This window comes from Pseudomonas sp. Colony2, from assembly GCF_019382755.1.
Taxonomy (GTDB): Bacteria; Pseudomonadota; Gammaproteobacteria; order Pseudomonadales; family Pseudomonadaceae; genus Aquipseudomonas.
Window position 1 is genome coordinate 2,770,764 of sequence record NZ_CP080030.1, and the last position, 21,084, is coordinate 2,791,847.

The 21,084-nt window shown below is 62.9% G+C and carries 18 protein-coding genes; 7 read left to right on the top strand and 11 right to left on the bottom strand.

Annotated elements, in window-relative coordinates:
• Positions 1-789 precede the first annotated feature (789 nt).
• From JV201_RS11095 to JV201_RS11120, 6 genes are all read left to right on the top strand, one after another.
• A complete protein-coding gene (locus JV201_RS11095; RefSeq protein ID WP_219406903.1) occupies positions 790-1,716 on the top strand; it encodes a substrate-binding domain-containing protein in 927 nt (308 codons plus the stop codon).
• Positions 1,717-1,779: 63 nt separating this feature from the next.
• The gene (locus tag JV201_RS11100) at positions 1,780-3,288 is read left to right on the top strand and encodes a sugar ABC transporter ATP-binding protein (protein WP_008430598.1); all 1,509 of its coding nucleotides are present in this window, start codon (positions 1,780-1,782) and stop codon (positions 3,286-3,288) included.
• Positions 3,254-4,246 (top strand): ABC transporter permease, encoded by a 993-nt coding sequence (locus JV201_RS11105; RefSeq protein ID WP_003215773.1) that lies wholly within the window; start codon positions 3,254-3,256, stop codon positions 4,244-4,246. Before JV201_RS11100 ends, JV201_RS11105 begins: the two co-directional genes overlap by 35 nt.
• 69 nt (positions 4,247-4,315) lie before the next feature.
• Entirely contained in the window at positions 4,316-5,395 is a 1,080-nt protein-coding gene (locus tag JV201_RS11110) for an alcohol dehydrogenase catalytic domain-containing protein (protein ID WP_032898587.1), read from the top strand.
• 1 nt (position 5,396) lies between these two features.
• Positions 5,397-6,929 (top strand): FGGY-family carbohydrate kinase, encoded by a 1,533-nt coding sequence (locus JV201_RS11115; RefSeq protein WP_219406904.1) that lies wholly within the window; start codon positions 5,397-5,399, stop codon positions 6,927-6,929.
• Positions 6,930-7,067: 138 nt separating this feature from the next.
• On the top strand, positions 7,068-7,793 hold the full coding sequence (locus tag JV201_RS11120; RefSeq protein ID WP_003215767.1) for an SDR family oxidoreductase: 726 nt from the start codon (positions 7,068-7,070) through the stop codon (positions 7,791-7,793).
• Here the strand turns inward: JV201_RS11120 and JV201_RS11125 are convergent.
• The 10 genes from JV201_RS11125 to JV201_RS11170 all read right to left on the bottom strand — a co-directional run bounded on the left by JV201_RS11125 (position 7,790) and on the right by JV201_RS11170 (position 18,009).
• Positions 7,790-8,794, bottom strand: a complete 1,005-nt coding sequence (locus JV201_RS11125) for a LacI family DNA-binding transcriptional regulator (RefSeq protein WP_003215765.1) — start codon at positions 8,792-8,794, stop codon at positions 7,790-7,792. The two genes, JV201_RS11120 and JV201_RS11125, sit on opposite strands and share 4 nt — an antisense overlap.
• 51 nt (positions 8,795-8,845) lie before the next feature.
• Positions 8,846-9,709 (bottom strand): LysR family transcriptional regulator, encoded by an 864-nt coding sequence (locus JV201_RS11130; RefSeq protein ID WP_008430591.1) that lies wholly within the window; start codon positions 9,707-9,709, stop codon positions 8,846-8,848.
• Positions 9,710-9,873: 164 nt separating this feature from the next.
• Positions 9,874-11,277, bottom strand: coding sequence for an amidase (locus JV201_RS11135; RefSeq protein WP_177055882.1), 1,404 nt, complete (start codon positions 11,275-11,277; stop codon positions 9,874-9,876).
• Positions 11,274-12,545 carry a Zn-dependent hydrolase gene (locus JV201_RS11140; RefSeq protein WP_219406905.1) on the bottom strand — a complete coding sequence of 424 codons (1,272 nt, stop codon included), beginning with the start codon at positions 12,543-12,545 and terminating at the stop codon, positions 11,274-11,276. Before JV201_RS11140 ends, JV201_RS11135 begins: the two co-directional genes overlap by 4 nt.
• Before the next feature lie 13 nt (positions 12,546-12,558).
• Positions 12,559-13,254, bottom strand: a complete 696-nt coding sequence (locus JV201_RS11145) for an ABC transporter ATP-binding protein (protein ID WP_008430585.1) — start codon at positions 13,252-13,254, stop codon at positions 12,559-12,561.
• Positions 13,254-14,003: an ABC transporter ATP-binding protein gene (locus JV201_RS11150; RefSeq protein WP_003215756.1), complete on the bottom strand. Its 750-nt coding sequence runs from the start codon at positions 14,001-14,003 to the stop codon at positions 13,254-13,256. The genes JV201_RS11145 and JV201_RS11150 overlap by 1 nt, the downstream gene beginning before the upstream one ends.
• Positions 14,000-15,010 (bottom strand): branched-chain amino acid ABC transporter permease, encoded by a 1,011-nt coding sequence (locus tag JV201_RS11155; protein ID WP_087694650.1) that lies wholly within the window; start codon positions 15,008-15,010, stop codon positions 14,000-14,002. The genes JV201_RS11150 and JV201_RS11155 overlap by 4 nt, the downstream gene beginning before the upstream one ends.
• A 1-nt stretch (position 15,011) precedes the next feature.
• Complete coding sequence (locus JV201_RS11160; RefSeq protein ID WP_003215751.1) at positions 15,012-15,872, bottom strand: branched-chain amino acid ABC transporter permease; 861 nt, start codon at positions 15,870-15,872, stop codon at positions 15,012-15,014.
• A gap of 67 nt (positions 15,873-15,939) precedes the next feature.
• On the bottom strand, positions 15,940-17,142 hold the full coding sequence (locus JV201_RS11165; protein ID WP_219406906.1) for an ABC transporter substrate-binding protein: 1,203 nt from the start codon (positions 17,140-17,142) through the stop codon (positions 15,940-15,942).
• A 96-nt stretch (positions 17,143-17,238) separates the two neighbouring features.
• Positions 17,239-18,009, bottom strand: a complete 771-nt coding sequence (locus JV201_RS11170) for a FadR/GntR family transcriptional regulator (protein ID WP_008430577.1) — start codon at positions 18,007-18,009, stop codon at positions 17,239-17,241.
• 716 nt (positions 18,010-18,725) lie between these two features.
• On the opposite strand from JV201_RS11170, the gene JV201_RS11175 reads away from it, so the two are divergent.
• Positions 18,726-19,628, top strand: coding sequence for a LysR family transcriptional regulator (locus JV201_RS11175; protein WP_003208975.1), 903 nt, complete (start codon positions 18,726-18,728; stop codon positions 19,626-19,628).
• 9 nt (positions 19,629-19,637) lie between these two features.
• Here JV201_RS11175 and JV201_RS11180 read toward each other — a convergent pair whose 3' ends face one another.
• Positions 19,638-20,984, bottom strand: coding sequence for an OprD family outer membrane porin (locus tag JV201_RS11180; RefSeq protein ID WP_219406907.1), 1,347 nt, complete (start codon positions 20,982-20,984; stop codon positions 19,638-19,640).
• Positions 20,985-21,084: the final 100 nt, after the last annotated feature.

Below are 21,084 nucleotides of genomic sequence, written 5' to 3' on the forward strand. Positions count from 1 at the left end.
AGGTGTACATATCCGTTGCTGCGGTAACGGCCACTTATGGTTCCGCTCTTACAGCGGGTCACTTTTGGCAAACGCCCCAAAAGTAACCAAAAGGTCTTTGCCCCACCACTCGGTGCCTCGCCTAGGCTCGGCATGCCCGCACTCCGGCCCGGTTCCGCGGGCCGCCGCGACGGGCCATCCATGGCCCGGCGCGGCTAAATCGGCATCCCTGCCGATTTACCCGCTCCACCGTGCCTACTTGCGGCTATCGTGGTTGACGGGGCCCGCAGATCAAAATCAAAAGCAGATCAAAAGCAGAGCACAGCGGCCTACCGGCCGGCTTGAGTGTTTAACAGCCAGATCAAAAACCAGAGCGAAAGCAGAGCTGCTTTTCTGTAGGAGCTGGCTTGCCGGCGATGCAGACACCTCGGTCTTCCAGACACACCGAGGTGATGCCATCGCAGGCAAGCCAGCTCCCACATTTGAACCGTGCCCGCTTTAGCTTTTGATTTAGCTTTTAACACTCAAGCCGGCTTTCAGGCCGCTGTGCTCTTGCTTTTGATCTTGATTTTGATCTTAGGCGCCCCGTTAAACCACGCTGGCCGGAGTGAGGGCACTCCGAGCCTAAGCGAGGAGCCGCTGTAAGAGCGGAACCATAAGCGGCCGTTACCGCAGCAACGGATATGTCCACCACACCCGCCACCACCGATCAAACACCCCTTGCGACCCCCCAATTTCTTTGCTAGCTTCTTACAAAATGTTAACGATAACATTTGCTCTAAAAATAAAAACAAAACAGAGATCCCCACCATGAAAATGCTTCCGAAAACCCTGTGTTTGTTGGCTCTGAGCATCAATCTTGGCACCGCTGGCCTGGCACTGGCCGACACCAAACCCGCCCCCATCCGCATCGGCGCGTCCTTCCAGGAAATCAACAACCCTTACTTCGTCACCATGAAAGACGCCCTGCAGGAAGCCGGGGCGACCATCGGTGCGCAGTTGATCATCACCGACGCCCGCCACGACGTGTCCAAACAGGTCAGCGACGTCGAAGACATGCTGCAAAAAGGCATCGACATCCTGCTGATCAACCCCACCGATTCCGTCGGCGTGCAATCAGCCGTCAAATCCGCCCACGCCGCCGGCGTAGTCGTGGTCGCCGTCGACGCCCAGGCCGAAGGCCCACTGGACTCCTTCGTCGGCTCGAAGAACTTCGACGCCGGCTTCCAGGCCTGCGAATACCTGGCCAAGAACATCGGCGACAAGGGCAATATCGCCATCCTCGACGGCATCGCCGTGGTACCGATCCTGGAGCGCGTACGCGGTTGCAAGGAGGCCGTGGCCAAGCACCCGGACATCAAGATCGTGAGCATCCAGAACGGCAAGCAGGAACGTGACCAGGCGCTGACCGTCACCGAAAACATGCTGCAGGCCCAGCCCACCCTCAAGGGCATTTTCAGCGTCAATGACAACGGCTCCCTCGGCGCACTCTCGGCCATCGAAGCCAGCGGCCTGGACGTCAAGCTGGTGAGCGTCGACGGCGCGCCGGAAGCGATCAAGGCCATCCAGAAACCCGGCAGCAAATTCATCGCCACCTCCGCGCAATACCCCCGGGACCAGATCCGCCTCGCCCTGGGCATCGCCCTGGCCAAGAAGTGGGGCTCGCAAGTGCCGCCCACGATCCCGGTGGACATCACCCTGATCGACCAGGCCAAGGCCAAGGATTTCAGTTGGTAAAACACCCAGGCCCCACGCCAGGCGTGGGGCACAGGTCATCCATCTGAATATGAGGTCGGCGGTATGAGCAGTCTTCTGAAGCTGGAAAATATCTGTAAGCGCTACCCGGGGGTGCAAGCCCTCAAGGCGATCAACCTGGAAGTGCAGCGCGGCGAGATTCATGCCTTGCTCGGGGAAAACGGTGCAGGCAAATCGACCTTGATGAAGATCCTTGGCGGGGTCGAGCACCAGGACGAAGGGCAGATCCTGATCGACGGTGAGGCTCGGCAGTTCGCGACGTATCGTGATGCGATTGCCGCCGGTATCGGCATTGTGTTCCAGGAATTCAGCCTGATTCCCTACCTCACGGCGGTGGAAAATATTTTCCTCGGCCACGAGCTGAGCAACCGTTTTGGCCTGTTGCGCAAGCGCGAAATGGTCGAGGCGAGCGAGGCGTTGTTCAAGCGCCTCGGTGTCAGTATTGACCTGCAATGCGCGGTCAGGCACCTGAGCGTGGCCGAGCAGCAATTCGTCGAGATCGCCAAGGCGCTGGCCCTGGACGCGCGGCTGCTGGTGCTCGACGAACCCACCGCCACCCTCACGCCGAGCGAAGCCGAGCTGCTGTTCGAAATCATGCGTGAACTCAAGCGCCAGGGGGTGGCGGTGATTTTTATTTCCCACCACCTGGAGGAGATTTTCCAGGTCTGCGACCGCATCAGCGTGCTGCGCGACGGCGGCAATGTGGGCGTCACCGATGTGGCCGACAGCGATATCGACCGCTTGGTGGAAATGATGGTCGGGCGGCGCCTGGAGTGCAGTTTTCCGCCCAAGCCCACCGCCGCACGCGGGCCGCTGCTGCTGGAGGTCAAGGACATCCAGTTGGTGCGCAACGGCCCCCATAACCACTTTGAATTGCACAAGGGCGAGATTCTCGGCTTTGCCGGCCTGGTGGGTTCCGGGCGTACCGAATTGGCGCTGGGCATGATGGGCGCGCTGCCGTCGGTGAGCAAAGACGTGTGGCTGCGGGGTGAACAAATCACCCTCGACGACCCGGCCCAGGCCTTGGCCCATGGCATCGGCCTGCTGCCGGAAAGCCGCAAGACCGAAGGGCTGATCACCGATTTCAGCATTCGCGAAAACATCTCCCTCAACAACCTGCCCAAATACCAGAACGCCAGCGGCCTGATCGACAAGGACAAGGAATGCGCCAGCGTTGAAGCGCTGATGCGCCAGCTGTCGATCAAGGCCCCCAGCGGCGAGAGCCGGGTGTTCAACCTCAGCGGCGGCAACCAGCAGAAAGTCGTGATTGCCCGCTGGATCAACCATCACTGCGACGTGCTGGTGTTCGACGAACCCACCCGTGGCATCGACGTCGGTGCCAAGGCACAGATCTACGCACTGATGCGCAGCCTCACCGAACAGGGCTACGCAATCATCATGATTTCCTCGGAACTGCCGGAAGTCATCGGCATGTGCGACCGCGTCGCGGTGTTCCACAAGGGCGCCATCGTCAAGGTACTGGAAGCGTCTGCCGTCAATCCTCAAGAGGTCATGCGCCATGCAACAGGGGGCTCAAGTGAATACGTCCATTAATGCCGTGGGGCCTGGCCGGCTGCGCCTGAACCTGGCGCGGCTGATTCGCTCACCGGCGTTCTATCCCTTTGTCGGGCTGCTGGTGGTGACGTTGGTGATGATCTTCGCCAGCGATAACTTCCTGACGGCCAACAACCTGTCGAACATCGCGCGCCAGGTGTCGATCAACGCGATTATCGCGGTGGGCATGACCTGCGTGATTCTCACCGGCGGCATCGATTTGTCGGTGGGGCCGGTGATGGCGTTGTCCGGCACCTTGACCGCCGGCTTGATGGTCGCAGGCTTGCCGCCGGGCCTGGCGATTGGCGCCGGGATGCTGGTCGGCGTGGCGTTCGGCATCGGCAATGGCCTGTTCGTCGCCTACCTGCACATGCCGCCGATCATCGTCACCCTGGCGACCATGGGCATCGCCCGCGGGTTCGGCCTGATGTACACCGACGGCTATCCGATTTCCGGTTTGCCGGAGTGGTTCGGCTTCTTTGGCCGCGAAAGCCTGTTCGGCATTTCGGTGCCGATCCTGATCATGCTGGTGACGTACCTGGCGGCCTATGTGCTGCTGCAACACACCCGCATCGGCCGCTATATCTACGCGATTGGCGGCAACGAGGAAGCGGTGCGCCTGTCCGGCGTACGGGCGGCGCGCTTCAAGTTGCTGGTGTATGGCATCAGCGGTTTGACCGCCGCGATTGCCGGGCTGGTGCTGACCTCACGCTTGATGAGCGGCCAGCCGAATGCCGGGGTGTCGTTTGAACTCGACGCGATTGCCGCTGTGGTCCTGGGCGGCGCCTCGATTGCCGGCGGGCGCGGGGTGATTGTCGGCACCTTGCTCGGCGCCATGCTGCTGGGGGTGTTGAACAACGGCTTGAACATGCTCGGGGTCTCGCCCTACGTCCAGAGTGTGATCAAGGGCGGGATCATTTTGCTGGCGATCTTCATCAGCCGTCAGCGCCACAAGTAAACCGGTTATCTCCACGCGGCCATGGTGGCCGCGATGGGTTCTCTCATGCTCAAGAAAGGTCCGCACATCATGGAAAAGCACAACCAAATGCAAGCCGTCGTCTGCCACGGCCCGAAAGACTACCGCCTGGAACGCATCAGCAAACCCCAGGCGCGGGTCAATGAACTGGTGATTCGCATCGCCGCCTGCGGCATCTGCGCCAGTGACTGCAAATGCCACTCCGGCGCCGCGATGTTCTGGGGCGGCGATAACCCGTGGGTCAAGGCCCCAGTGGTGCCGGGGCACGAGTTCTTTGGCTACGTGGTGGAAGCGGGCGAGGGCGCCGAGGAGCACTTTGAGGTGAAGGTCGGCGACAAGGTGATCGCCGAGCAGATTGTGCCATGTGGCAAGTGCCGCTTCTGCAAGTCCGGCAAGTACTGGATGTGCGAGGTGCACAACATCTTCGGCTTCCAGCGTGAAGTCGCCGAGGGTGGCATGGCCCAGTACATGCGCATTCCGAAGACTGCCATCGTGCACAAGATTCCGGAGTCGGTGTCCCTGGAAGATTCGGCGCTGATCGAGCCGATGTCCTGCGCGATTCACACCGTCAACCGCGGTGAGATCCAGCTGGATGACGTGCTGGTTATTGCTGGTGCCGGCACCCTGGGCCTGTGCATGGTGCAGGTGGCAGCGCTAAAAACGCCGAAGAAACTGGTGGTGATCGACATGGTCGACGAGCGCCTGGAACTGGCGAAGCAGTACGGTGCCGACGTGGTGATCAACCCGTCCCGGGATAACGCCCGGGAGATCATCAATAGCCTGACCGACAACTACGGCTGCGACGTGTACATCGAAACCACCGGCGTACCGGCGGGCGTTACCCAGGGCCTGGACTTGATCCGCAAGCTCGGCCGGTTTGTCGAGTTCAGCGTGTTTGGCGCCGAGACCAGCGCCGACTGGTCGATCATCGGCGACCGCAAGGAGCTGGACGTACGCGGTGCGCACCTGGGGCCGTATTGCTACCCGGTGGCCATCGACCTGTTCGAGCGTGGCCTGGTGACGTCCAAGGGCATCGTGACCCATGACTTCGGGCTGGACAGCTGGGCCGAAGCGTTTGAGCTGGCCAACTCGACCAAGTCGATCAAGGTGCTGCTGAAGCCGGTGCTCTGACATGAACTACGTAATGGGTGTGGACATCGGCACGCAAAGCACCAAGGCGCTGCTGGTGGATGCGGACGGCCTGATCATCGCCCAGCACAGCCAGGGGTATCGCGTGGATACCCCGAAAGTGCGCTGGGCCGAGCAGTGGCCGCAGGTCTGGCTGGATGCGGTGGAGGCCTGCGTCGCCCAGTGCATGGCCAAGGCCGGCGTAGGGAAAGAGCAGGTCAAGGCGCTGTGCATCAGCAGCCTGTATGGCGGCTCCGGAATTGCTGTGGACGAGCAGATCACGCCGCTGCACCCGTGCCTGATCTGGATGGACCGGCGCGCGGGCGAGCAAGTGGAGTGGGTGCGCGAGCATGTGGACCTGGAGCGGCTGTTTGCGGTCACCGGCAACTCGGTAGACAGCTACTACGGCTTCACCAAGATGCTCTGGCTCAAGCAACACCAGCCGCAGGTGTGGGCCAACACCCGCTACCTGCTGCCTCCCAACAGCTACATCAACTGGTGCCTGACCGGCGAGTTGGCAGTGGATCACAGCAGCGCCGGCAATATCGGTGGCGTCTACGATGTGGCGCAACGCGGCTGGTCGGCCGAGATGCTGGCGGCGCTTGGGATTCCGTTGGCGATGATGCCGGAGCGCTTGCTGTATTCCGGTGAAGTGGTCGGCGGGTTGCTCGAGGAATGGGCACAGCGATTGGGCTTGCAGGCGGGCACGCCGATTTTGGCCGGGGGGGTGGACGCGGCCATGGCCACATTGGCGGCCGGAGTGACGCGACCGGGCAATCACGTGGCGATGATTGGCACCAGCATGTGTTGGGGTTATCTCAATCAGCAGGTGGACGCGCGTCATGGCCTGGTGAGCATGCCCCACGTCTATAACGGCCATCAGGACCTGTACATCTTCGGCGGTGCGATTACCGCCGGGGCGTCGGTGAGCTGGTTTCGCGAGCAGTTCTGCCAGGCCGAAGAGCAGCAGGCCAGGGAGACCGGCCAGGACAGTTTGTGGCTGCTGGAGCAGAGCGCCGAGAAGATCCCGGCGGGCAGCGAAGGGCTGTTGTTCCTGCCGTATCTCATGGGCGAACGCAGCCCGGTGTGGGATGACCGGGCCAGCGGCAGCTTTGTCGGGCTGAACCTGTATCACAGCCGGATCCACCTGTACCGCGCGGTGCTCGAAGGGGTGAGTTTTGCCCTGCGGCACAATATCGAAGCGGGCACCCGTGGGGCGCATTCCCTTGATCCACGGCTGATTGTGGTGGGTGGGGCGAGCCATTCGGATTTGTGGATGCAGATTATTGCGGACATCACCCACTTCCCGGTCTACACCATTGTGCAAGAGGTGGAGGCGGCCTTGGGCGCGGCGTTGTTGGCGGCCCATGCGGTGGGGGTGGTGGATGACCGGCAGATGGAGAAAGGTTGGGTGCAGTTGGAGCTGCGGGCGGAGCCGGAGGCGGGGAATGTCGGGGTGTATGACCGGGCGTTTGCCAGCTATCTGGAGCTGTATCCGGCCTTGAAACCGGTGATGCACAGCTTGCAATTGAATTAAGCGAACACTGATCCAAATGTGGGAGCGGGCTTGCTCGCGAATACGGTGTATCAGTGCCGGATTTATTGCCTGACCCACCGCATTCGCGAGCAAGCCCGCTCCCACATGGGATCTCCATCGTTTTAGAGATCGTGAACCATGAACGCTATTTTTGACTTCACCAAGCAGCGCATCCTCGTCACCGGCGCCAGCAGCGGCATCGGCCGGGAAATTGCCCTCCAACTGATCGCCAGCGGCGCCCAGGTGTTTGCCCTGGGCCGCGACGCTCAGGCCCTGGCCCAGCTCGGTTGCGAAACCCTGTGCCTGGACATCGCCAACAGCGCCGCCCTGGACCTGGCCCTGCAAGGCCTGCCGCCGATGCATGGACTGGTCAACTGCGCCGGCATTTCCCGCCTGGAACCCGCCGCGGCCATCAGCGCCGAAGCCTTCGACCAGGTGATGAATGTCAACGCCCGCGCCGCGGCCCAGGTCGCCAGCCGTATCGCTGCGGCGATGATTGAAGCGAAGATTCCCGGCAGCATCGTCAACGTCTCAAGCCAGGCCTCACTGGTAGCCCTGGACGATCACCTCGGCTACTGCGCCTCCAAGGCCGCACTGGACGCCATCACCCGCGTGCAATGCGCCGAATGGGGCCGCTTCGGAATTCGCGTCAACAGCGTCAACCCCACCGTCACCCTCACGCCCATGGCACAGATGGCCTGGTCGGCGCCCGCCAAGCGCGACCCGGCATTGGCGGCGATTCCCCTGGGGCGATTTGCCGAAACGGCGGAAGTGGCCCTGCCGGTGTTGTTCCTGCTGAGCGATGCCGCCAGCATGATCAGCGGCGTCAGCCTGCCGATCGACGGCGGCTACACCAGCCGCTAGCCGTTCTCCAGCTTGCCGGCGATCACCACCTTGTCCCGCGGTTTGTGCGGGTCTTCGAGACGATCCAGCAGCAGCCGCACCGCGCTGCTGCCGGCCAGTGACGCGTCGTGGGCCACGCAGGCAATCGGCACGCCGAAGATATCGGCAAAGGGCAGGCGGTCGATGCCGCAGATGGTCAGGCTGTCGTGGGGGATGTTGTGCATGCGCAGCGCACGCAGCGCGCCGAGGGTGATCAACTGGTTGAAGCCCATGATCGCGTCCGGCGCCGAGTGCTCGGCCAGGTAGTCGAGGGTGTGCAGGTAGGAGGGCATCAGCGTGTAGTCACCGGCACACACTTCAACGTGCACCTGAGGGTGCTCGGCCAGGACTTCTTTCAGGCCCTTGAGGCGTTCCATGGTGATGCGCGAATGCTCGGGCCCGGTCAGCACCAGCAGGCGCTTGAGGTTCGGGGTTTGCCGCACCAGGTACTGCGCCGCCTCGATGCCGCTGTGATAGTTGTCCAGCACCACGCGGCTGAACGGGCTGTCGTGGATCGTGCGATCGAGCAGCACCACCGGCGTCTTGCCGTTACCCAGGCGCTCCAGATAGTCCGGCTGGTAGCTGGGCTCGTCGGAGACCGGCGACAGGATGATCCCCGCCACGCGGTAGCCCAGCAGCGTGTCGACTGCCTTGCTTTCCAGTTCTTCCAGTTCGTCGGTATCCACCAGCATGATGGTGTAGCCGTGCTTTTTCGCCTCGCGGGAAATCGCCTTGATCATCTCGCTGTAGAAGGGGTTGTCGACCGAAGCGGTGATCACGCCGATGATCAGGCTCTCGCTGCGCTTGAGCCCGCGGGCAAAGGCGTTGGGCACATAGTCCAGCTCCCGCGCCACTTCGAGAATCCGCGCCAGGGTGGCGGGCTTGACCAGGTCGGGTTTGCTCAGCGCCCGGGACACCGTGATGGTGGTCATGTTGACCCGTTTGGCGATGTCGCTGATGGTGACGGACTTTTTCTTGTTCATCGGCAGGGGGAAACCAGGAGAAAACAACCTGAGGCTACCATGGGCACGGCTTCAAATCACCGGATCCCAGCGCTGCGACCAATCCTTTTCGGCCTCCACCACCGCCCGCAGCAACCCCAGCGCCTGCTGCAAAACCGCCGAATCGCGCTCGCGGGAATACACCAGGTACGTCGGGAAGCTGAACTCCGGCGCCTTGGGCACCCGTTCCATCACACCGCTGTCGAGGTAGCTCTGTACCACCCGCGTGCGGAAATACCCGGCACCGCCGTTTTCCAGGATGTACTGCAACGCCAGTGGCCCCAGATTGAAACTCAGGGCTGCGCGGGCCTTGTCCGGCAGTGCGGCGTCGTGCTGCTGGCGAAAGCCCTGGCCCCAGTCGATATACACGTAGGGCTCGGGCCGGGCGGCCAGTTGCACCAGGATCAGTTTTTCTTCCAGCACCTGCTCCACCTGCAACCCCGGCCAGTATTGCGGCTGGAACACCAGCGCGGCGTCCAGCACCCCCAGTTCCAGCTGGCGCAACAAGTACTCGCCTTCGCGAATCTCGGTGCGCAAGGCATGACCGGGGATGTGTTCACGCAAGGCCTGGGCCCAGCCGAGCATCAGCGGGTTGCACAGGCTGACTTCGCCACCGATGTGCAGCACGTTGCGGTAGCCGTCGGGTAATGGCAGGTCGCGGCGTGCCGCTTCCCAGGTCTGGACAAGCTGGTTGGCGTAGACCACGAACGCCTCGCCGTCCGGGGTCAGGCGGGCACCGGCGCGGTTGCGCACGAACAGGGTGCTGTTGAGCTGGCTTTCGAGGTTTTTGACCCGGGCGGTGATTGCCGTCTGGGTGACGTGCAGTTTCTCGGCCGCCGCGGCGAGGCTGCCGCAGCGGGTGATTTCGAGGAAGGTGCGTGCCAGTTCGATGTCCATGAAACCCCCTTGGATGATAGGAGGCATTGTAGGGGCTGATGATTGGAATACGGACAAAAAATGTGGGAGCGGGCTTGCTCGCKAARGCGGTGTRTCAGTCAAGATATCCGGTGACTGACACACCGCCTTCGCGAGCAAGCCCGCTCCCACAGTTTGATTGCATTTCAAGTTGGGGTTTTGGGGGCTTGCAGGTGCTCGGTTGGAAAAGCCTTGGCATACGCCTGGCAAACTCTCAGCACCTGCTCATCCGCAAACCGCGCCCCCACCACATGCAGCCCCACCGGCAACCCATTGGCCGCCAACCCGCACGGCACCGACGCCGCCGGTTGCTGGGTCAGGTTGAAGGGATAGGTAAACGGCGTCCACTCCATCCATTCCCCTAGTCCCGAACCCGGCGGCACATTGTGCCCGGCCTCGAACGCGGTGATCGGCATCATCGGCGAAACCAGCACATCGTAATGCTCATGGAATGCCGCCATGCGCGCCACGAGCGCTGCCCGTGCTTCCAGCGCAGCGCTGTAATCGCTGAGGCTGATCTGTTCGCCCAGTCGGGCAATGCGCAGCAACCCCGGGTCCATCAATTGCCGCTGGGCATCGCTCAGCGGCCCGGCCAGGCGTGCTGCACCGGCAAACCATAAAGTATTGAACACCTCCAGCGGATCACTGAACCCCGGATCAATCTGTTCAACCTGCGCGCCCAGCTGCACCAGGCCTTCTATCGCCTGGGCGACCACCCTGGCCACTTGCGGGTCCACGTCGACATAACCGAAGTTCGGGCTATAGGCGATACGCAGCCCCTTCAAATCAGCCCCGGCGTGCAACCATGGCGTGGTCCGGGGCGCGCCGATCAAACCATCCCGCGCATCCGGCTGGGCGATGGTTTGCAGCATCAGCACCGAGTCTTCCACGGTGCGGGTCATCGGCCCCAGGTGCGACAGAATCGTCATCGAACTGGCCGGCCATTGCGGCACATAACCGAAGGTCGGCTTGATGCCGAAGGTGCCGGTGAAGGCACAGGGGATCCGGATCGAGCCGCCGGCATCGCTGCCCTGGTGCAGCACGCCGAGGTTCAAGGCCGCCGCCGCACCGGCACCACCGGACGAACCGCCCGCCGTCATGCGCGTGTCCCACGGGTTGCGGGTAATGCCATACAGCGGGTTATCGGTGACGCCTTTCCAGCCGAATTCCGGCGTGGTGGTCTTGCCCAGCAATACCGCGCCGGCCTTGCGCATGAAGGCCGAGAAGGGCGCATCCACATCCCATCGACCCTCGGCGGATGTGGTACGCGAACCCTTGCGCGTCGGCATGCCGATGGTCTGCGTCAGGTCCTTGATGGAGGAGGGCACACCGTCCAGGGCCCCGCACGGCTGGCCCTTGAGCCAGCGCTGTTCCGAATCCCGCGCCGCCTTCAAGGCGCCTTCCGGGTCGACGTGGCAGTAGGCGTTGACCGCCGGGTTGTAGCGTTCGATTCGCAGCAGGGCGTCTTCGGTGACCTCCACCGGCGACAGGCTTTTATCCCGATAGCGGGCCAGCAGCTCAACTGCGGTCAGGTTGGCGATATCCGTCATGCCGCTTTACCTCCTTGCGCCGCGTTGACCATGGCCCGCAGCAACACCGCGCAGCCCGCCGCCAGGTCATCCGGCGCGGCGTTCTCGATTTCGTTATGGCTGATGCCGCCTTCGCACGGCACAAAGATCATTCCGGCCGGGCCCAGTTCGGCGACGAAGATCGCGTCATGCCCGGCGCCGCTGACGATGTCCATATGGCTCAGGCCCAGGCTGCTCGCGCCATCACGCACGGCGTTGACACAGGCAGGGTTGAAATCCAGCGGCGGGAAGTCGGCAGTGGGTGTCAGCTCAAAGCTCAAGCCGTGTTGCTCGGCGGTGGCTTCGATCACCTGGCGCACTTCGTCGACCATCGCTTGCAGCTTGTCGGCGTGCAGGTGGCGCAGGTCGATGGTCATGTGCACCTCGCCGGGAATCACGTTGCGCGAGCCGGGATGCAGGCTCAGGCAACCGACGGTGCCGCAGGCATGGGGTTGTTGTTCGTGGGCGATGCGATTCACCGCGCTGACCACTTGCGCCGCGCCTACCAGTGCGTCCTTGCGCAGGTGCATTGGCGTCGGGCCCGCGTGGGCTTCGACGCCAGTGAGCGTCAGGTCGAACCACTTCTGGCCCAGGCAGCCCATGACCACGCCGATGGTGGTGGCCTGGTCTTCCAGCACTGGGCCCTGCTCGATATGCGCCTCGAAATAGGCGCCCACCGGATGGCCCAGCACGGCGCGGGAGCCGGCGTAGCCGATGCGCTGCAATTCAGCGCTCACCGACAGCCCTTGCTCGTCCTGTTTGTCGAGGGTTTCCTGCAGGTCGAACTTACCGGCGAACACCCCGGAACCCATCATGCACGGCGGGAAACGCGAGCCTTCTTCGTTGGTCCACACCACCACTTCGATCGGTGCTTCGGTCTCGATGTGCAAATCATTGAGGGTGCGGATCACCTCCAGTCCAGCCATCACGCCGTAGCAGCCGTCGAACTTGCCGCCGGTAGGCTGGGTGTCGATATGGCTGCCGGTCATCACTGGCGCCAGTGCCGGATTACGCCCGGCACGGCGGGCAAAGATATTGCCGATGGCGTCGACGCTGACGCTGCATCCGGCGGCTTCGCACCATTGCACGAACAGGTCGCGGGCCTGGCGGTCGAGGTCGGTAAGGGCCAGGCGGCACACGCCGCCCTTGGGTGTGGCGCCGAGGCGGGCGAGGTCCATCAGCGATTGCCACAGGCGCTCGCGGTTGATCAGCGGGGCGTTGCTCTGGAGCGGTTGCGCAAAACTATTCATCAGCAGTCTCCGGTCAGGCACTCAGGGCCAGGTAACGGTTCTTGATCGTCGGGTCGGCGCGGAAGGCTTCGGCACTGCCTTCGTACACCACGCGGCCTTGTTCGAGGACGTAATGGCGGTCGGCGAGCTTGTCGCAGACCATCAGGTTCTGTTCCACCAGCAGCACCGGCAGGCCGTCTTCCTTGACCTTGCGCAGGATCTTCACCAACTCGTCGACGATCACCGGCGCGAGGCCTTCGGTGGGCTCATCGAGGATCAGCAGCTTGGGATCGTTGAGCAGGGCGCGGGCGATGGCGAGCATCTGTTGCTCACCGCCGGACAGCGCGTGGCCGGCGTTTTTGCGGCGCTCCTTGAGGCGCGGGAACATGCCGTACACGTCTTCCATCTGCCAGCGGCTGGTCTTGCGCACCGCGATGCGCAGGTTTTCCTCCACCGTGAGCAGGCGGAAAATCCCACGGTTCTCCGGCACCAGTGCCAGGCCCTGGCGGGCGATTTCGAAGATTTTCTGCCCCACCAGTGGCTGGCCGTTGAAGTGAATCTGGCCTTGGCGCGGGCAGATGATCCCGAGGATGCTGCGCAGGGTGGTGGTCTTGCCGGCGCCGTTGCGCCCCAACAGGGTCACCAGTTCGCCAGGGTTGACGGTCAGGGACACGCCTTCAAGGACGTGGCTCTTGTCGTAGTAGGAGTGGATATTGTCGACGGTCAGCATCAGGCGGCTTCTCCCAGGTAGGCGGTGCGCACGCGCTCGTCGGCGCGCACGAATTCCGGTGTGCCTTCCACCAGGATCTGGCCGTGGCTCATCACGGTAATGCGTTGGCTGATGGACATGACGATGCTCATGTTGTGCTCGATCAACAGCACCGTATGGTCGCGGCCGAGGTCGCTGATCAGTTGGGTCATGATCGGGATGTCGTCGATGCCCATGCCCGAGGTGGGTTCATCGAGCATCAGCAGCTTGGGTCTGGAGCAGATCGACATGCCGACTTCCAGCACCCGCTGCTGGCCGTGGGACAACTCGCCGGCCAGGGTGTCGGCGCGGGCGGTGAGTTGCAGGCGTTCCAGCACCTGGTCGGCCATTTCCAGGTGTTCGCGCTTGCTGTCGACCCGGCGCCAGAAGTTCAGGGCGCGGGCTCCGTCGCGGCCCTGGGCGGCCAGGCGCAGGTTTTCGCGCACGCTGAGGTTCTGGAACAGGCTGGTGAGCTGGAACGAGCGCGCCATGCCCAGGCCGACGCGGCCGTGGGCCGGTTTGCGCATCAGGTTCTTGCCGTCGAAATGAATTGCTCCGGCGGTGGCCTGGCGTTCGCCGGTCAGGCAGTGGAACAGGCTGGTCTTGCCCGCGCCGTTGGGGCCGATGATGGTGTGGATGGTGCCGGCTTCGACCTTGAGGTTGACGCCGTTCACCGCGTGGAACGCACCGTAGGCCAATTCCAGGTTCTTGGTTTCCAGCAGGATGCTCATGACAGCTTCTCCTTGGTCACAACGTCGGCCTTGCGGCTGCCGCGCACACGGTCGAACAGGGTCGACAGACCGCCCCACAAACCGCCGCGCATGAAGATCACCACCAGGATCAGGATCACCCCCAGCAGCATCAGCCAGCGCGGCCACAGATCGGAAAGGAAGTCCCCCAGCAGCACGATGGAACCGGCGCCCAGCAACGAGCCGAACAGCGAGCCGGTGCCGCCGACGATGGTCATGATCAGGATGTTTTCGGACATCGCCAGGTCGATGTTCGACAGCGGCACAAAGTGCAGCAGCATCGCGTACAGCGCCCCGGCAATCCCGGTGACGGCGCCGGACAACACGAACACCAGGATCTTGAAGTGGCGGGTGTCATAGCCGATGGCCGAAGCGCGGGTTTCGTTTTCGCGAATCGCCATCAGCGTGCTGCCGAATGGAGAGGCGATCACCCGGCGGGCGCCGATGAAGATCAACAGGAACAGCACCGCGACAAACCCGTAGAACGCACGGGCATCGGTGAGGGACAACAGCACCGTGTCACCGATGCGGATTTCCGGGCGCGGCACGCTGAGCAGGCCGTTGTCGCCGCCGGTCCAGTCGCTCAGGGTGTAGGCGACGAAGTAGGCCATCTGGCTGAAGGCCAGGGTCAGCATCACGAAGTAAATGCCGGTGCGGCGGATCGCCAGGGCGCCCACCAGGAAAGCCAGGAAACCACCGGCGACGGCGGCACCCAGCAGTGCGCTGAACAGCCCCAGTTGCAGGTGAATCATCAACAGCGCCGCGCAGTAGGCGCCGGCCCCGAAGAAGATGCCTTGGCCGAACGACAGCAGCCCGGTGTAACCCAGCAGCAGGTTGCAGGCGAGGGCGGCCATGGCAAATATCAGGATCTCGGTGGCCAGGGTCGCCGAGGGCAGAATCAAAGGCAGGCCGATCAATACCACGAGCACCAACAGCAGCATGTAGCGCGACTGGGTCTTGGCGAACGGCAGGGGATTTTTCTCGCTCATGTCAGGCTCTCCCGAACAGGCCGTAAGGACGCACCAGGATCACCACGGCCATCGCACCGTAGATCATCAGGCTCGCGCCCTGGGGCCAGAGTGTGGTCATCAGGCTTTGCACCACGCCGACCAGCAGGCCGCCCACCAGTGCACCGCTGAAGGAACCCATGCCGCCAATCACCACCACCACGAACGCCACGCCGAGGATTTCCGGGCCGACAAAGGGCTGGGCGCCGCGCAACGGGGCGAACAGCACACCGGCCACACCGGCGAGGGCCACGCCGAGGGCGAAGGTCATGGAGAACAGGCGGAAAATGTTGGTGCCCAGCAGGGACACGGTTTCCGTGCTTTCACTGCCGGCCCGCACCAGGGCGCCGAAGCGCGTGCGTTCCAGCAGCAGCCACAGGCCAAGGCCAACGAGGCCGGAGAACACGATCAGGAACAGGCGGTAGTAGGGGTAGACAAAATCGCCCACCACTAGCACCCCGCGCAGCAATTCCGGTACGGCGACACTCTTGCCCACCGGGCCCCAGATCATCACGCTGGCTTCCTGGATGATCAGGGCAATCCCCAGGGTCACCAGAATCTGGAACATGTGCGGCAAGTGATAAATCCGCTGGATCAATAATCGCTCGATCACCCAGGCCAGCGCGGCCACCACCAGCGGCGCGATCAGCAGTGCCAGCCAGAAGCTGCCGGTGAGGCTGACGGCGGTGTAGCAGATGTAGGCGCCCAGCAAAAAGAACGCACCGTGGGCGAAGTTGACGAAGTTCAGCAGGCCGAAAATGATCGTCAAGCCGACCGCGATCAGGAAGTAGATCATCCCAAGGCCCAGGCCGTTGAGAATCTGGAACAGGTAAAGATTAAGCATGCAGGAACCCTCGGCAGGTGGCCGCATGAGCGGCCCTGCGCTGTGTCACCAGTAGATTTTCAGCGGATCAGCCGAGCACGCAGCCCGTGGCTTCCACCGGCGGGAACGACTGGCCGGAGCTGAGCACCTTGGCCAGATCGTCCTTGTCGGCCATGTCGCCTGCGGCCTTGCCCACCAGCAGGTAGTAGTCCTTGATCACCTGATGGTCGCCGGAGCGGATCGACTCCTTGCCGGTGGGGCCTTCGTAGCTCAGGCCCTGCATGGCCTTGGCCACGGTCGGCCCGTCGAAACTGCCGGTGGAGATGATGGTTTCGAGCATGACCTTGGTGCTGATGTAGTCGGCGGCCAGCGGGTAAGTGGGGTTGATGCCGTATTTGGCCTTGGTGAGTTTCACCAGGTCACGGTTGAGCGGGGTGTCGACCTGATGCCAGTACTGAGCGCCGAGGTACACACCTTCCAGTACGTCACTGCCCAGCTCCTGGAACTGGTCGAGGCCGGCGGACCACACCAGCAACACTTTCATGCGCTCCTTGATACCGAAGTTCACCGCCTGACGCAGGGTGTTGGACGACTGGCTGCCGAAGTTCAGCAGCACCAGCACGTCGGGTTTGGCGGCGATGGCATTGGTCAGGTAGCCGGAGAACTCCTGCTCCTGCAGCGAGTGGTAGCTGTTGCCGGCGTGTTCCAGGCCATGCTCGGCCAGCACCGATTTGGCGCCTTCGAGCAGGGCTTCGCCGAACACGTATTGCGGGGTGATGGTGTACCAGCGCTTGGCGTCGGGCAGCAGCTTGATCAGCGGCACGAGGGTCTCGCGGATCGCGCCGTAGGTCGGCACCGACCAGCGGAACGTGGCGCTGTTGCAGTCCTTGCCGGTGACTTCATCGGCGCCCACCGGGGTCATGAACACGCCACCGGCCTTGCTCACTTCCTTGGCCACCGCGAGTGCCGAAGACGACAGGGTACAGCCCTGGAAAAAGCGTGCGCCGTCCTGCTGGATCGCTTCCTGGACCTTGCGCACAGCCTTGCCGGCGTTGCCTTCGGTGTCGATCACCTTGTAGTTCAGGGGGCGGCCGAGCAGCTCGGGGTGTTGTTCCACCGCGAGGCGTGAACCCATGTCGGCAAATTTGCCATAGCTGGCAAAGGCGCCAGACATGGACTTGAGGCCGTAAAAGGTAAAAGGCTCGGCGGCGAATGCAGAACGCACGCTCAGCGGGAGGCTGAGGGCGGCGGCTGCGGTGAGACTGGCTTTCAACAACGTACGACGCTGCATGGGGTGACTCCCTGGATTAGTTATTGGCAGGAGTGGCAATGGCGATACGGTGGAGCACGGCCTGTGGGCAGGCCTTTTATTGGTGGAGGGTGCGGCTTAGTGGTTGTGGTCGAACTCCAGTAGAAAGTGCGGGCTGACTTCACCTTCAAGGGCGGTCATGTGGTGTTCGGCGTCGCACATGTGTTCGTGCATCAGGCTGCGTACGGTGGCTTCGTCTTCGGCCCGGAAGGCGATCAGCAGTTGTTTGTGGTAGTCGAGGTTGGCGGCGTCGAATTGCTTGCGCTTGGGTTTGTAGGCTTTTTTCAGCACGACCAGGTCACGCAGCAGGTCGTTGAGGAATTGCGCCATGAAGCTCAGCAGCGGGTTGGGGCAGGCCTTGGCCAGCAGGTTGTGGAATTCCAGTTCGGCGATGCGTTGTTCGCGTTGGCCGGCTTCGCTGTCTTCGGGGGCGCTGCAGAAATCGACGTTGTCCTGGAGGGCGCGGTAGTCGTCTTCGCTCAGGCGGCCCAGGACCGAGACGGCGAGTTCGACTTCGATGACTTTGCGCAGCTGGTAGACCTGTTGGCCGTCCAGGTGCTGGAAGTGCAGGTAGTTGCGCAGGGCGCGGCTGGCGGGTTCGGTGCCGGCCTGGTTGAGATAGGCGCCGCCGCTCGGGCCGGTGCGGGTGTTGACCAGGCCTTCGACTTCCAGCGCCTTGAGGGCTTCGCGGGCGGAGCCTTTGGAGCACTGGAAGCTTTCCATCAGTTCGCGTTCGGTGGGCAAGCGGTCGCCGGGCTTCAGGGCATCGGTGACGATGGAGCGTTTGACCGACTCGACGATCACGTCGGAGAGCTTCTGGCGTTTGCGGCGCAGCGGGCGGCTTAGCATGATGTTTGATTGATCCTATTAATGCGGATTAATAGTACTTAATAGGGGTTTGGGGTGGGGCGTCAACGGAGGGGGTCGCTTTTGGTTTGGATGGGTCGTAAATGGTGGGGGTGTGCATATCCGTTTCTTCGGTTATGGCTGATATTGGTTCCGCTCTTACAGCGGCTCACTTTTGAAAAGCGCAAAAGTAAGCAAAACGCTCTTGCCCCACCACTCGGCTCCTCGCTTAGGCTCGGAGTGCCCTCACTCCGGCTTTGGACCGTGGGCCGCCGTCATGGGCCATCCTTGGCCCAGGACGGCTAACCCGGCGTCCTGCCGGGTTACCCACGCTCCAAAGCCTGCGTTCGGCCAGCGTGGTTTAACGGGGCGCCTAAGATCAAAATCAAGATCAACAGCAAGAGCACAGCGGCCTCCCGGCCGGCTTGAGTGTTGAAGAGCAAAATCAAAAGCTAAAGCGGGCACCTTCGAATGTGGGAGCTGGCTTGCCTGCGATGGCATCAACTGGGTGTACCTGATGYACCGAGTTGTCTGCATCGCAGGCAAGCCAGCTCCCACAGAAAAGCAGATCTGCTTTTGATCTTGATCTGAGCGAACGCGGGTAGTGCAGAGCGGGTAAACCAGCAGGACGCCGTGACCGAAGAAACGGATATGTACACCCGCATGGCGCAGTAATTGCGTCCTCCCCAATCCACCCCCCCAAAAAAGGAGCACCCCCCATGCAACTACGCGCCTTGCGATATTTCCACGAGGTCGCCCGCTGCGCCTCCCTGCGTAAGGCCGCCGAACGTCTTTACGTCACCCCCACCGCCGTCAGCCGCCAGATCGAACACCTGGAACACTTCTTCGGCGCCGCCCTGATTGAGCGCGGCCCCCGCGGCATCCGCCTCACCGCCGAGGGCGAGTGCCTGGCCGAACAAGTCACCTCAACCCTGCGCGGCCTCGACCAGGTACGCGAAGTCATCGCCAGCCGCCAAAGCCAGGTGGCCGGTAACATCAGCATCCATGTGTCAGAAAGTATCGTTTCCACCGTGCTCGCCCCGGTGCTCGCCACCTTCTACCGCGCCCACCCCAAGGTCACCTTCAACATCGTGATCGCCAGCGCCTCGGCCACCCTCGACGCCCTGTGCAGCGGCGAGGCGGACCTGGGCCTGGCGTTCTACCTGCAAGAGCGCGCCGACGTCGAAGTCACCGCCCACTGCCAGTTATGGCACCGGGTGCTGGTCAGCGCCGAACACCCCTTTGCCCAGCGCGACAGCATCGAATTGAGCGAACTGCAAGGCCAGCCCCTGGCGATTCCCGACTCGGCCTACGGCGTGCGCCAGGCCCTGGAAGTGGCGGCAAAAAAACGCGGCGTCACCCTCGAACCGGTGTTCACCACCAGCTCCCTGGAAGTGCAGAAGAGCCTGGCCCGGCAACGGGCAGCGGTGCTGATTTTGCCCCAGGTCGAGGCAGACGTGCGGGACCTGGGCGACGGCCTGGTCGCCGTGCCGATCGCCGATGAAGACCTCGGCCGCATCCGCATCGACCTCTGCGTGTACCGCAACCGCCCCCGCTCGGTGGCGGTGCTCAAGTGCCAGGAAATGCTGGCGGGGGCGATGCAGCGTTGTTCGCTGAACTGAGCCTGAGCCTCAGAAGATGTTGATCGGCACATTGGCGACGAGGCGGAACTCATCGTAGCTGCCGTCAATCTGCCCGCCGCTGGCGCGATGGTTGTAAACGATGGTGCGCAGTACGGTGTTCTTGAGTGTTCCGGACTGAATCACATAGGCCAGCATCAAGCCGTTTTCGTTGTGCTTGGCGCCATCCAGGCTGCGCACGTTGTAGCCGGTGTTGTGGCCGTTGCGGTCGCCATCGTAATGGGTGCCGTCGATGTCCCAACCCTTGGCGTGCCACAGGCTGGCGGTGAGGCCGGGCACACCGTAGGCGGCGAAGTCCAGGTCGTAGCGCAACTGCCAGGACTTTTCGTTGGGGCCGTTGTAGTCCGAGTACAGCGAGTTGGCCATGTAGTTGCCGGTGGACTCCCACACGTAGTCGAAGTATTCGTTGCCGAATACCTGCTGCCAGGCCAGGGTCAGGCTGTGGGCCAGGTGCGTGGCGGTGAAGGCCAGGCTGGCGGCGTTATTGTCGATGTTGCCGAGGTTTTTGTCGCCCGAGTCGCTGGTGTGGTAGTAGTTGAAGGCGGTCTTCAAGGCGATGTCGCTTTTGTCACCGATGCGGTGGGTCAGGCCGACGTAGGTCTGGTCCCACATGTCTTCGAAACGCGACGCGTAGACGCTGGCTTCCAGCCCGTAACCCGGTTTTACCGTGGCTCCCAGGTAGCTGATGCGTGCGCCGCTGTAGGCGCGGTTGCCGAAGGTGGTGGTGAGCTTTTCGGCGCCGGTGCCGGTGCGTGGAATCGCCCGCTCGAAGCTGCCGCCCTGCACCGACAGCCAGTCGAATTCGTTGCTGAACAAGCCCACGCCCTGGAAGCTGGAGGGCAGGGCGCGGTTGTCCTTGTAACGCAGGATCGGATTGTCGGTCATCAGCCGACCCGCCTTGATCTCGGTGCTCGACAGGCGAAAACGCACGTCGCCCACCCCCAGGCGGCTCCAGGTGGGAATCGCATCGCCGTCGCCGTCCACCAGCACCCGGTCGCCGCCAGTGGCCACCTTGCCGTGCCCGCGCTCCAGGTTGACCGCGCTGAAGATCCCCGCATCCACGCCCACGCCAATCAGGCCCTGGGTGTAGCCGGAGCTGTACTTGAGCATGCTGGTCTGCACCCAGGTTTCCCGTACACGCGTGGGCTCGACGCCGCCGGCTTTCTTGATGCTCAAGTGGGTGGTGCGTTTGGTGTGCTGGTTGGAATAGTAGTGGCGCAGGTTCAGGTCCAGGGTGCTGCCTTCGAGAAAGCCCGGTGCGCTGGCCTGGGCGTTTTCCTGGGCGAAAGCCTGGGTGCTGGACGCCAGGGTGACGGCCAGCAAAAGACGTGGATACATGGTAAATCCCCATACAAATCAGACGTAAGGCGACCGTCCCGGCAGGCCCTCAGGTGCTGCCGGTCGGTGGCGAAAAGACGCGGGACAGTGGGAAAAGGTA